Raw genomic sequence first — 13,326 nt, 5'->3', positions numbered from 1 at the left:
TCTATAAAAAATGCCCGCAACTTGCGGGCATTTTTTGTTGTTAGAGATACAGTTCTATTAATACGCTTATTTTTTATCGAGTAAATCGAGGAAGAAGGCATACTCTAGCGCATCTTCTTTTAAGCGCTTAAATCGACCAGATGCGCCGCCGTGTCCGGCTTCCATATCGGTTTTGAACAACAAGACGTTATCGTCTGTCTTCATTTCACGAAGTTTGGCGACCCACTTCATTGGTTCAAAGTACTGTACTTGAGAGTCGTGCAAGCCAGTCGTTACCAACATGTTCGGGTAGTTTTGCGCCTTGATGTTGTCGTAAGGCGAGTAACTCAACATATAGTCATAGTATGTTTTGTTATTTGGGTTACCCCATTCATCATACTCATTGGTGGTCAATGGAATCGATTCATCGAGCATGGTGGTTACCACGTCCACAAACGGAACATGTGCACCGATACCGCGGTACAGTTCTGGTGCTTGGTTGATGATAGCCCCCATTAAGAGACCTCCTGCAGAGCCACCAACAGCGAAGACTTTATCTTTCGCGCCGTAGCCTTGTTCAACCAAACCTTTAGTCACATCAATAAAGTCGTTGAATGTGTTTTGCTTGGTTAGTTTTTTACCGTCTTCATACCAAGGGCGGCCAAGCATTTCAGATCCACGAATATGAGCAATGGCGTAAACAAAGCCGCGATCCAATAGACTCAAACGTGTCGAGCGGAAAGTTGGCTCAATGGTTGCGCCATAAGATCCATAACCATATTGGTAGAGTGGATTCGTACCATCTTTCTTAAATAAGTCTTTACGATACACCAAAGAAACGGGTACTTCTTTACCGTCACGGGCTGTGACCATGATGCGTTCTGATTGGTAATTGTCAGGATTAAAATCACCAAGTACAGGTGTTTGCTTCATGATTTCTGACCCGCCCGTTTTTAGATCGAAATCGTAGTAGGTTCCTGGAGTGGTTAAACTGCTGTAATAAATACGAACTTTCTCGTTATCCAGCTCTAGGTTACCTGTCAAATAGGCAGCAAACGCATCGTCATTAAATGTGAGGGGGAATTCTTTTCCTGTTGAAAGCTGACGTACAGTGACGCTTGCTAGGCCGTTAGAGCGCTGCTCATAGACGATGTGATCATCGAATAACTCGAAGTCGACAAGTTGAGTATTGTCGTCTGCGGCAATCACATCTTGCCATTTAGAGCGGTCATGCATGTCATTTTGATGAACTTTCATCAAACGGAAGTTGACGGCTTGATAGTTAGTATAAATGTAGTACCAATCGCCTAGCTTAGAAATACTGTATTCAATGCCATCTTCGCGAGGATAGAACGGTTTCGCCTTTGCTTTAGGGTTGTTCGCATCAATGATAGAGACCCCACTGGTTTCTGTACTCGAATGCCAGATATAAATATCTTCGCCATCTTTGCTTTTGCTTAGTGAGGTGTAATAGGCGCTGTCGGTTTCCTCAAAAATCAGCTCATCGTTGCTTTGTGGTGTGCCCAATACATGACGATAAACTTGGTAGCCCAATAAGGTCTGAGGATCTTTTTTGATGTAGTAAAAGGCGTTGTTATCGTTCTGCCATGCGACAGCGCTTGAGGCCCCTTCGATTTCATCTTGTAGGTAATTGCCTGTTGTCAGGTCTTTGATCTTAAGGGTGTACACGCGGCGGCTTAATGTGTCTTCGCCATACGCCAATAAGTTTTCATTCGGACTAACGTATAGGCCGCCGATACTGAAAAATTCATGTTCTTTTGCTAGTTCATTGACATCTAAAATGATTTGTTTGTCTTTGCCTGCAAAGTCTTTAGCTCGCAAATGGACTTCGTACTCGTTATCTCCGGTCACTTCACTGGAGTAGAAGTAGTTGCCTTTACGAACCGGTACTGAGTTGTCGTCTTTTGCGACGCGCCCTTTAATTTCTTCAAATAGCGTATCTTGAAGTGTTTCAGTGTGCTTTAGAACGGTTTCTGCGTACTGATTTTCTTTCTCTAGGTGCTGTAAAATTTCAGGGTCTTTACGTTCGTCGTCACGCATCCAGTAGTAGTTATCAACGCGGGTATCGCCATGAATAGTCATCGCGTGAGGGACTTTTTTCGCAACCGGAGCTTGAGTTTGTTGAGCAACGATCTGTGTTTGGGAGTATTGAGTCATGCTGGGGATTCCTTGATTGCTGCATCCGGCGACAAGCGCGACCGAGACGGCCAACGTAGCTAAAGTGAAACGCATCTGATTTTATCCTTATTGTACACCCAAGTGGCCTCATCCTGAGGGCTGGGCTTTCATTTTGTCAGTGGTTTTCAGTTGTCCATTCTTTGTTATGGGGTATACCGAAAAAGTGAGAATCCTCAATATTTCCGAGTTGGATACTCAATTTGAAGGGAGCTGAAAACACATTGTGTAAGCAGCTGTTATTTTTAACAAATATCAATTCGAAAGTTAAATCATTCTCATCGGGAAATCGATATAGTGTGATATGAAAAAAGGGACACACTTGTTGAGTGTGTCCCTTTTGGATTTTGAAAGTAAGCTGATAATGATCAGATAACTTGCGGTACTTCGTTTGAGTGATTGTGTGCTCGATTCACCCACATTAGCCCAAGCATTGCAATTACCGACATTGCCATCATCAAAATGCCCAAAGGCATCTGGTTATGCGCTGGAAATAGTGACGCGAGCAAAGTTGCGACACCTGCCCCCAAGTTTTGCATGCCACCCAATGTCGCGCCTGCTGTTCCTGCATGGTATGGGAATGGCGCAATCGCTCCAGTTGTTGCTGCTGGGAAGAGAATGCCCGCACCCAAAAAGTACACGGTTGCGCCTCCAACTAGCGTTAATGCCGTGGTTAAACCAAACAAGCCTGGGATGAGCACAATAGCAGAGCCTACAAAAATAGAGACCAAGCCTACGTTTAAAGCACGACGCTCAGAGCGACGTCTTGCGATGTAGCTAGATAAGCCTGCGCCCACCAAGTAACCTGGGATCGGCAATATAAACAGCAAACTTACCGTTGTTGCAGGTAATTCTAATACCCCACCCAACAACACCCCAGCCGCTGCTTCGAATACACCCACACCAGCGAATGTTGCAACCAGGCAAATCAAAAAGCCTTGAAAGCGACGGTCAGACAAAACGTGTTTGTAGCTTTTGGCTACTGGTTCGAATTTGCGTTTCTCTTTTGGTAGCGTCTCCATCATGCTTGTCATCATGGTGATCACAACCGCGATAGCAAATAGCGCTAAGAACAAGTAGCTCGACCGCCATCCGAAAGCTTCTGTTAGGTAACCGCCTAATACTGGTGCCATTAATGGTGAGAAAATCACACACATGCTAATTAAGCTGTTTGCTCTGTGTAGATCAGAGCCTTCAAAGCAATCGCGAGTCAGAGTGCGTGACATCGCACCGCCGCAGCCAATACCTAAGCCTTGGATAAAGCTACCAATCAAGAACCATTCAAATTGATGTGCAAATAATGCTACCAGTGTACCCGCGATGTAGATAAGCAGCCCGACGATGATGATCGGTTTGCGTCCCAAGCGGTCCGATAGTGTGCCATACGCAAATTGCGACAAGCCATATGGGATTAGGTAACAAGCCATCACAGCTTGAAGTGATGACGCAGATACCAAAAACTCGCCCGCCATATGACCGATTGAAGGCACGTACATTGTCTGGGTCATTTGACCCACGGCAGTCAATATAGCGATTAAAAAGGTAAGTTTCGCTAATGGAAACGAAGCAGACATTTGCGTATCTCTCCAAAAAATTTAAGACGTAAAAACCCTTAGCGCTCTTTTACAGAGTGCCAACTGACTTCTTGTGTTGCGGGGGTATTTGCGCGAGATAATAGTGCTTGCTTGTATAATTAGCAATCGAAAAGTGTGAAGTTGAGCAAGATAAAAATCTATGATTTCAATTAGAAAAACTAATCCGATTTTGTTTTCAAAAAGCGGTGCATTTCTTTGTCTAATTACGTTAAATCTTTTACTTTTCGTGAATAGAATGAGCCTTATAGGTAACTGGTTTTAATGGTTAAAGTGCAAAAATAAAGCGTCTGATCGGTTGATCTGAGTTCAAGATGAAACGAGTGAATAAAAGGTAGAGGAAGGCATCAGAAAGAAAAGGGAGCCGAAGCTCCCTTAGAAATGATTATGTCTATTCGCGCTCAGATGCGTATGCGTAAAGCATTTCTAGTGCGATGGTTGCTCCCGCTAGTGCGGTAACATCACTGTGGTCGTATGGAGGCGATACTTCGACAACATCCATACCCACGATATTCATGCCGGCTAAACCACGAATAATTTTCAGCGCTTTGTCTGAGTTCAAGCCACCACAAACTGGTGTACCAGTTCCCGGTGCGAAGGCCGGGTCTAAGCAGTCGATGTCAAAAGTGACATATACTGGCTTGTCTGCGACGGTGCGACGAATTTCTTCTAGGATCTCGTTCACCGACATGTCATTCGCTTGCATCGCATTAATCACATTGAAGCCGTGATCTTGCTGTTTGTACTCCGTACGAATGCCGATTTGTATTGAGTTCTTCGCTGAGATCAAACCTTCTTTCGGCGCATGGTAGAACATCGTACCGTGGTCGTATGAACTGCCATTTGCATAGGTGTCCGTATGAGCATCAAAGTGAATCAAAGCCATTTGGCCATGATGCTTCGCATAGGCACGTAGGATAGGTAGCGTGATGAAGTGGTCACCGCCCAATCCCAACATGGTTTTACCACTTTTTAGAATTTCACTGGTTGCCGCTTCAAGGCGGTAAGTAAAATCTTCCGCATCACCGCAATCGAACACGAGATCACCTGCGTCGATCACTTTCAGTTTATCCAATACGTTGAAGCTCCACGGGAACTTCTTACCTTCCCATGCCAAGTTGACTGAGGCACGGCGAATTGCATCTGGACCCATACGCGCACCTGGACGACCAGATGTTGCCATGTCCAGAGGGACTCCCAACACCACAACGTCTGCGTCTGCCGATACCGGGTTACGAATGTACGGCAGACGTAAAAACGACATAGAGTTGGAGTAAAGCGAATAATCAGTTTTAGTAAACAAATCATTCATATCAGAAGTCCTCTAAATAGGTGTATCCTGCTAGACCTTGTTCTAGTTCTGCTAGGATTTGTGCTTGTTCATTGGCTTCAACTCGCTGTGAAACCAATTGTTTATAATTGTCACGAATCGCATCCACGTCGATATGAACGTAGCGCATCATGTCTTCTACACTATCACCTTCGTTGATGTAACTGATCTCAAATTGACCATGTTCATCAACATTGACTACAGCACTGTGGGTATCACCAAATAGGTTGTGCATGTCACCAAGGATTTCTTGGTATGCGCCTACTAGGAAAAAGCCCATTAGGTACGGTTTGTCTTTGCTCCAAGCTGGTACAGGTAGCGTGCTCTCGATGCCTTGACCATCAACGTAGTGATCGATCGCGCCATCAGAGTCACATGTGATGTCCAACATCACTGCACGACGCTCTTCCGCCTCGCCAAGACCAGAAAGTGGCAGAACAGGGAACACCTGATCAATACCCCAAGCATCTGGTAGAGATTGGAAGAGAGAGAAGTTCACGAAGAACTTATCCGCAAGACGTTCGCTCAACTCGTCCAGAATCGGACGGTGGAAGCGATTCTTAGTGCTCATCTTGCGGCTTAATTCGAAGTAAATGCGTAGTGACAATTGTTCTGCCCACGCACGTTGTTCCAAGTTAAGCACACCTGTAGCAAATTGAGAGTGCACTTCTGCCAAATCACTTTGGGTATCATTGTAAATCTCAATTAACGCACGAGCGTCTGTACCATCTTGCAAGTTTTCCCAGTTTCGCCACATGTTTTGTAGCAAAAGCGGAGCGTCATCATCAAGCTCATGTACTTCTTCCGGTAGGTACGACTCGGTACCAATTACGTTAGAAATCAACACAGCGTGGTGCGCTGTTAGCGAGCGACCCGATTCCGAAATGATCACTGGCATTGGTTGTTCGTATTGCAGACACACATCGCCCACTGTGTTGACGATATTACGTGCGTATTCTGCAAGGCCGTAGTTCATCGAATTCGATGATTGGCTGCGTGTGCCGTCATAATCCACTGCCAAGCCGCCGCCCACATCGAAGTACTCGATGTTTGCACCGAGTGCGCGTAGTTCGCAGTAGAAACGTGCAGACTCGTTCACACCATTGCGTACATCACGGATGTTTGCCATCTGTGAACCAAGGTGGAAGTGAACCAGTTGCATCGCGTCTAGGTTGCCTTCGCGTTTAAGACGTTCAATAACGCTAAGCACTTGCGATGCTGATAAACCAAACTTCGATTTTTCACCGCCACTTGCTTGCCATTTCCCTGCGCCTTGAGAGGCGAGGCGAATGCGTAAACCAAGGCGCGGTTTTACGCCCAAACTTTTCGCTTCTTCTAGTACCAGATCCAGCTCAGAAAGCTTCTCTAGTACGATGAATACCTTGTGACCCAGCTTTTCACCGATCAGTGCAAGACGCACATACTCACGGTCTTTGTAGCCATTACACACGATCACGGAGCTACCTTGTTGAGCCAATGCAAGTACCGCCAACAATTCTGGCTTGCTACCCGCTTCAAGACCAAGCTGCTTGGTTTCTAGTTGAGCTTGGCTCGCTAGAATTTCATCCACCACTTCACGTTGTTGGTTTACTTTAATTGGGTACACCAACAAGTATTTGTTTGGATATTGGTATTCTTCAATTGCTTGGTTGAATGCGTGGCAAATACCATGCACACGTTGGTGCACGATTTGCGGGAAGCGTACTAATACAGGCAGATTTAACTGCTTCGCTTCTAGCTCATTTACAATAGCGCTGAAAGGGATTTGATGTGCACGATCACTACGTGGTGATACATATACTTCGCCTTGGTCATCAATGCCGTAGAAACCTTGGCTCCAGTAGTGAACGTTGTAGTCCGCGCGGATGCGGTCTAATTTAGTTGCTTTTTCCAACTCGATTCTCACAAAAATGTACTTAACTCCTTAATTAATTAGAAGGAAAAGTACAAAAAAGCAAATCATGAGGCATTTACCTCATACCCTGACACGAACTCCGTGTGCGCGCATTAACGGATAAAAGTGCCCTTGAGTCTAATGATTAAAATCTATCATCTCGATTATGATTTGTTGTCGTCGCTACGTGTGAATATTTGTTTACCGAAGCGTCCATTCTGCTGTTATAGTTGGTCTGACCAGTAAGGATTCGGTCATGAAGCATCTCACTAAAATAAGGACATATTTTGCAGCTGCACAGAATTCAGGGGTACATTCAGACCATGTATCTCGCCGAATATCCCGATAAATTATTGTTGCTTGATGGTGCCAGTCGAGCAGACATCCCTCATCTTAAAGACTTTATTGAACATCAACTCCATCGTCCTTTTTCTGACCTAAAGTTGGTTGTTGTGACCCACATGCATCCAGACCATGCTGGTGGTGCGCACAAACTACGTGATTTAACAGGATGTAAGCTATTGGCCGCAAAGCGAGAGAGCCAGTGGTATAGCGGTGTAGACGGTTGGCTAATGCATTTGACCGATTTGATGTTAGCACGCTGGATGGCGAATCGGATGCGTAAACCAAAGCAAAACCTGTGGTATTCCCGTAAGTTAAAGCCAGATATTGAACTTATTGATGGAGAGTTTATTCCTGGATTTGATGATTGGCAGGTGCTAGAAACGCTTGGGCATACCGACCGAGATCTGTCGGTTTATCATTCTGAACAAGATGTGCTGTATGTGGCGGATTTAATGGTGCAGGTGAAAAAGCATCTGATTGCGCCGTTTCCCATATTTCATCCGAATCAGTATCGGCAATCATTAAAGCGTGTGTTTGAGATGAATCCGCAATGTTTGCTTCTGGCACATGGGGGAGAGGTGACTTTGGATGAAAAAGCGTATCAGCACATTTTGAATACAGCGCCGACTAAGCCAATGACGCACTGGCGAGTGACAAAAGTTAAAGCGAAGGGATTGTTGTTTGCGTTATTTCGTAGGAAGTAGGCGAAGATAAAGCCAGACGAGTGATGCTCAACAAAAACGTTCGATCACTCATCTGAAACTACGGGGTTAAGATGCCAATAAGTGAGATTGGCTAGGATCAACGAGCACTTTGTCTGCCATGCCTTGACGACCTAACAACATCATGTAAGTCATTTTTTCACGGTTAGTCAACGTAATGTCGATTGGCCATTGTTGGTCGCCCATACGCAGCATCGTCGTGATCACGCAGCGGTGCTCAAAAGTACCGTTAGAAGATTTAACCTTACGGTTTGCTTTTAGTTTCGCTGTGCAGCGAACCACTTGTTCTAAATGGTATACATCTGGGTGCAGATCGAATGCAACATAAGACTGACCATCTTTTTCAAAGCAATCAATATTGTCTACATGTAATGAAGAGGTTTGAGCGCCTGTATCAATACGCGCTTCAAGGTGAGTAATCCCTAACTCTGGCAAGCAAATAGCTTCGGCATTCCCAATGATCATTTTCTGATTCATAGTGTCATCCTAGCGACGAGTAACAAGAGAGCCGTTTTTTGGCTCTCTTGTGCGTTAAACAAAAATCAACCTTTACCGCGAGTACGGTTTGAATTTGGCTTAGCGTTTTTCTCGATAAAATCGAAGATCATACCTGCAATGTTTTTACCCGTTGCTAGTTCGATGCCTTCTAGACCAGGGGAAGAGTTCACTTCCATTACCACTGGGCCATTTTTAGATTGAAGGATATCCACACCACAAAGGTTCAAGCCCATCACTTTCGCTGCATTTACAGCGGTCGCACGCTCTTCTTTGCTCAAACGCACGAGTTGTGCAGAGCCACCGCGGTGAAGGTTAGAACGGAACTCGCCTTCTTTTGCTTGGCGCTTCATTGCGGCAATCACCTTATTTCCGACAACAAAACAACGGATGTCCGCGCCTTTTGCTTCTTCGATAAATTCTTGCACCATGATGTTAGCTTTCAAACCCATGAAAGCTTCAATCACGCTTTCTGCCGCTTTATTTGTTTCAGCAAGTACAACACCAATGCCTTGAGTGCCTTCTAGCAATTTAATCACTAGAGGTGCGCCACCAACGTTTTTGATCACGTCCTGAATGTTGTCAGGATGGTGAGCAAAGCCAGTGCGTGGCAAACCGATGCCTTTACGTGATAGCAGTTGTAATGAGCGCAATTTGTCACGAGAGCGGCTGATCGCGACAGATTCGTTGACACAAAATGTACCCATCATTTCAAACTGACGTACAACAGCAGTGCCGTAAAACGTAATAGATGCCCCAATACGCGGAATAACAGCATCGTATTGCGGTAATTCTTCACCCTTGTAGCGGATCTTAGGGTTGTTGCTCGTAATGTCCATATAACAGTGAAGCGTGTCGATCACATCGATTTGATGCCCACGTTCTTCACCCGCCTGTTTTAGGCGCATGGTTGAATATAAATTCTCATTACGAGAGAGAATAGCAATACGCATGGCAATTCCTTAGTAAGTCAGTACCAAATTAAAATATAAGTATAGAGCATAGAATGCAGTAGGCAGGTGATCATGTTATGACATAACCTACTTACTTCAACGATTTAGAATTGTGGTTGAACAACCACGTCGTCAGAGGTGCGCACCTTAGGGCGTTTTTTTGTGAGATGAAAACGAAAAAGCATCGTCGACACGACAAAAATATTTTATCAAACGCTCACGCCTTGCGGTATGAGACTGTCAAGGGTGAGATAAATAAAATTGAGCAAAAATTTCATCGCTTTGTCACGAATTATCGCTTAAAAAAGCGGCCAATTTGACCGCTGTTTTTAGCTGTTTTTAGCTGTTTTGATAGTGACTTAAAAAAAGTTCCGCCGTTTGGGTAGCTAACAGCCTAGATTCTTCATTCGACAAAGAGGGGCGAATTCCCATTAACTGCGGCCAGAATGCACTGCCTTTAAGTAAGTTGTGCAATTGAGTGCTTGCTATATGTACATCATCAATTTGCAAAGCGCCACTGTTCGATTTCTCAGTAAGCCAGCGGTACAGGGCGGTTTCCTGTTTCGACATTTGTTCTGCTTGTTCTTTGAGATCTTCCGGCTTAAATAAGAAGTGCCCAAATGCCACTTTTGCCAGCTCAATATAGTTTGGTTCCGTCACCACAATGATCTCGCTGTAGAGTAATTCAATCAATTGATCTTTGAGTGGCAGAGTGGCCAAGCGTTTAATATCGCTTTCCATCATTGACGAACGCCAAAGCTCAGTCAGCAACTCCGTCACGATCGCTTCCTTAGAAGGGAAGTGATTATAGACCGTGCGCTTAGAGACTTGTGCGATTGCAGAGAGCTTATCCATGCTGGTGTTTTGCACCCCAAACTCTTGGAACGCTTGCCTTGCCGCGCACAAGATGGCTTCTCTTTTGGTTTCGCTACGACTTTTTCTTTTTACATTCATAAGCTTGCTAAGTTAAGAAGATCATTTCTTGATCTATTTTACACTAAGTAGTTTACTTTTGATAATTAGAATGTAAACTGCACCGTGTAGTTTACTTTTGTTCGGGTTAACTTTTTATGAAAAAAACTTTGCTAGCCACAGTAGGAGCGTTCGCGATGGGTACATCCATGATTTCTTGTTCTAATGTTGATACTGAAAAAGCGCCAACATACCCGGACAAATTTGCAAATACAGAGTTGGAATACAAAAGCGGTTTGGGCGACATGTTCGAAATCATGAAAGCGTATTTTACGACTGAGCGCCTTAACCCAACACCAACGATTGAAATTCCAGTGCATGCGATCACAGCGCGGCAACTGTTAGAAGAGCAAGATGACGTCATCTATCGTCTGGGTCACTCAAGCGTATTAATGAAGCTCGATGGAAAACTGGTGATGACCGACCCTGTATTCAGTGATCGCGCGTCTCCTGTACAATGGGCAGGGCCAAAACGCTTTCACCAAACCCCCATCACGATAGAAGATTTGCCAACTATCGATGTGGTGGTGATCAGTCATGACCATTACGATCACCTAGATAAAGCTTCTATTAAAGTGCTAGGCGACAAGGTGGGCACTTTCTTGGTACCGTTAAAAGTTGGCCAATTACTGGTGAATTGGGGTGTGCCGAAGGAGAAAGTGATCGAGCTAGATTGGTGGGAGTCACATTCTGTCGACGGTATTGAATATACATTGACTCCGACTCAGCATTTCTCTGGTCGAGGTTTGACAGACCGCGATACGACACTGTGGGGCAGTTGGGTTATTAATGCACAACAACACAAAGTGTTCTTCAGTGGTGACTCTGGTTACTTCAATGGCTTTAAAGAGATTGGCGAAAAGTACGGTCCGTTTGACTTCACCATGATTGAAACAGGTGCATACAATGAACTTTGGTCAGACATTCACATGTTCCCTGAGCAAAGTGTTCAAGCACACATTGATGTGCAGGGTAAAGTGATGATGCCGATTCACAACAGCACGTTTGATCTGTCGATGCACGATTGGAATGAACCGATGCAACGCGCGTTAGACATTAGTGAAGAGCGCGGTGTAACGTTAGTGAGCCCTGAGATTGGTCAACGCTTGGCGATTGCGGAGCCTCAGCCTGCTAAGGCGTGGTGGCAATAATTGCTGAGCTAAACAGCCAAACACCAGAATAGTTAAGTCACTTATCAGTAGTTACTATTAGTAGTTACGTGGTCAGGGATAAGGATAAAGGTGCGATGAAAGCAAAGTGGACGTTGTTACTTACATTAAGCATTCTGCCGACCTTTGCACTAGCAGGGGTAGAGCAAGATATCTCGACGTTGATAAAACGAGTTGAGCAATCCTCTTGCACCTTTATCCGCAACGGCAAGGCGTACACTAATCAAGAAGCGGCAGAACACATGCGCAATAAATGGGATTACGCCAAAGATGACGTTGATTCCGTGGATGTGTTTATAAAAGAAGTTGCGTCGAAAAGTTGGTTATCTGGCAAACCATATTGGGTGGATTGCCAAGAGGAACGCATTACCAGCGAAGAGTGGCTAACATCATTGATGCGCACCACCGACCACATCCAATAACACTTCTTTGATGGTCTGATAGCGCAGAGGTAGAGCACGACTGCGCTTACGAACCAGAAATAGCTCTTCACATACAGTGTTTTTCAGTTGAGCAATGTATAACGTGTCTTTTAGTGGAAAATTGTCGACCGCACTTTGAGGCAGCACGGTGAAGCCAAGTCCTTTGCTGACAGGTAGCAAAATTTGGCTCAATTGATTTACGTAGCCGGATAATGGTAAATCGCTCATCTTAATTTCTTGGAGCTGTGGTTCTTCACACTGGTCAAAAAACAGCGTCATGTAATGCTCGGCATCAGGGTGGCTAATGACACCACAGTCATGCAAGAGTTGTGGCGTTATCTGCTTATTTTGATAATGCTTTGGCAGAACCAAGCACAACCTCTCTTTACCAATTCGCTCACTGTGAAACAGACCTTTGTTGGGAACATCAGTCACGATACCAATATCGATGTGCCCTTGCGTTATGGCGTTGAGAATAGATTGATTTGGCGCGGCTTCTAAATGTAACGATAAGCTCGGGTGCTGTTTTTGCTTCTCCAAAATGGGCCCATACAACATTAACGCCATTGCACCAGAACAAGCCAGTTTACAGTGGCCTGAAAACGCATCATCAAAACTGAGCTCTTCGAGCAGCTTCTTCTCTCTATCTTCTAACTCGAGCGCATATGCGTAGACAATCCTGCCTTGCTCGGTTAATTCGAAGCTTTTGTTTTCGCGCTTGATCAAGGCATGCTGACAACTTTGCTCTAATTTTTTGATGTGTTGGCTGACGCCAGGCTGAGTCATAAAAAGTTTTTCTGCCGTTTGCGTAAAATGACCGACTTCAATCAATGTCTTAAATGTATGTAACCAAACAGGATTAAGCATAGTGTGTGATTTTCTGAGAGCTTTGTTGGGAGACGTAAAGAAAATGATAGCACGGTGTTTTATGAAAACAGAGAAGACTTAAACGATAAAGATGAATCTTTATCAATACATTACAGACAAAATAAAACCCCGCCTGGTTTCCCAGACGGGGCTTATTCTTTTTCGCAGCAATCCAGCTACTAATAGGTGCTCCCTGCATCTATCCTTGATTGTGGCTAAGTCCTTTAACCGAGTTCCTTGTTCATCGCCTTCCTAGCGGTGTCCATTCTTGCCTATCATCCTGACGGGCGAACTCTATCCTAGAGCTTAACTACATCCTTGCTGACAACTCATCCTAAGCTATCAAATCTTCATCCTGAAGATACCCAATCCTTTAGGCTTTTTTCCTGT

11 protein-coding genes are annotated in these 13,326 nt (G+C 44.7%); 3 read left to right on the top strand and 8 right to left on the bottom strand.

What is annotated here, in order from left to right; translation table 11 throughout:
- Positions 1 to 66: 66 nt before the first annotated feature.
- The 4 genes from R8N47_RS10320 to speA form a co-directional block, all read right to left on the bottom strand.
- The gene (locus R8N47_RS10320) at positions 67 to 2,232 is read right to left on the bottom strand and encodes a S9 family peptidase (RefSeq protein WP_081248202.1); all 2,166 of its coding nucleotides are present in this window, start codon (positions 2,230 to 2,232) and stop codon (positions 67 to 69) included.
- Positions 2,233 to 2,543: 311 nt separating this feature from the next.
- A complete protein-coding gene (gene emrD / locus R8N47_RS10315; protein WP_005374234.1) occupies positions 2,544 to 3,749 on the bottom strand; it encodes a multidrug efflux MFS transporter EmrD in 1,206 nt (401 codons plus the stop codon).
- A 409-nt stretch (positions 3,750 to 4,158) separates the two neighbouring features.
- Positions 4,159 to 5,079, bottom strand: coding sequence for an agmatinase (gene speB / locus R8N47_RS10310; RefSeq protein WP_005374233.1), 921 nt, complete (start codon positions 5,077 to 5,079; stop codon positions 4,159 to 4,161).
- A 1-nt stretch (position 5,080) separates the two neighbouring features.
- Complete coding sequence (gene speA / locus R8N47_RS10305) at positions 5,081 to 6,991, bottom strand: arginine decarboxylase (RefSeq protein WP_033906546.1); 1,911 nt, start codon at positions 6,989 to 6,991, stop codon at positions 5,081 to 5,083.
- 323 nt (positions 6,992 to 7,314) lie between these two features.
- Between speA and R8N47_RS10300 the strand changes: the two genes are divergently transcribed.
- Complete coding sequence (locus R8N47_RS10300) at positions 7,315 to 8,040, top strand: MBL fold metallo-hydrolase (RefSeq protein WP_064354549.1); 726 nt, start codon at positions 7,315 to 7,317, stop codon at positions 8,038 to 8,040.
- Between the two features lie 66 nt (positions 8,041 to 8,106).
- Here R8N47_RS10300 and R8N47_RS10295 read toward each other — a convergent pair whose 3' ends face one another.
- The 3 genes from R8N47_RS10295 to R8N47_RS10285 all read right to left on the bottom strand — a co-directional run bounded on the left by R8N47_RS10295 (position 8,107) and on the right by R8N47_RS10285 (position 10,460).
- The gene (locus R8N47_RS10295; RefSeq protein ID WP_005384193.1) at positions 8,107 to 8,535 is read right to left on the bottom strand and encodes an ATP-dependent zinc protease; all 429 of its coding nucleotides are present in this window, start codon (positions 8,533 to 8,535) and stop codon (positions 8,107 to 8,109) included.
- 65 nt (positions 8,536 to 8,600) lie between these two features.
- Positions 8,601 to 9,506: a 30S ribosomal protein S6--L-glutamate ligase gene (gene rimK, locus R8N47_RS10290; protein WP_005374224.1), complete on the bottom strand. Its 906-nt coding sequence runs from the start codon at positions 9,504 to 9,506 to the stop codon at positions 8,601 to 8,603.
- Positions 9,507 to 9,845: 339 nt separating this feature from the next.
- Positions 9,846 to 10,460, bottom strand: coding sequence for a TetR/AcrR family transcriptional regulator (locus R8N47_RS10285; RefSeq protein WP_025768062.1), 615 nt, complete (start codon positions 10,458 to 10,460; stop codon positions 9,846 to 9,848).
- Positions 10,461 to 10,615: 155 nt separating this feature from the next.
- Here R8N47_RS10285 and R8N47_RS10280 point away from each other — a divergent pair, with 155 nt between their 5' ends.
- Both R8N47_RS10280 and R8N47_RS10275 read left to right on the top strand, forming a co-directional pair.
- Positions 10,616 to 11,629, top strand: coding sequence for an MBL fold metallo-hydrolase (locus tag R8N47_RS10280; RefSeq protein WP_031780877.1), 1,014 nt, complete (start codon positions 10,616 to 10,618; stop codon positions 11,627 to 11,629).
- Between the two features lie 95 nt (positions 11,630 to 11,724).
- A complete protein-coding gene (locus tag R8N47_RS10275; RefSeq protein ID WP_017635527.1) occupies positions 11,725 to 12,069 on the top strand; it encodes a DUF5329 family protein in 345 nt (114 codons plus the stop codon).
- On the opposite strand, the gene R8N47_RS10270 is transcribed toward R8N47_RS10275, so the two are convergent.
- A complete protein-coding gene (locus R8N47_RS10270; RefSeq protein ID WP_054574492.1) occupies positions 12,037 to 12,936 on the bottom strand; it encodes a LysR family transcriptional regulator in 900 nt (299 codons plus the stop codon). The two genes, R8N47_RS10275 and R8N47_RS10270, sit on opposite strands and share 33 nt — an antisense overlap.
- Between the last annotated feature and the right edge of the window lie 390 nt (positions 12,937 to 13,326).

This window comes from Vibrio sp. 2132-1 (genome assembly GCF_033344315.1).
Note: the sequence above shows the minus strand (reverse complement) of the source record. Positions and strands in the feature narration are given on the sequence as shown.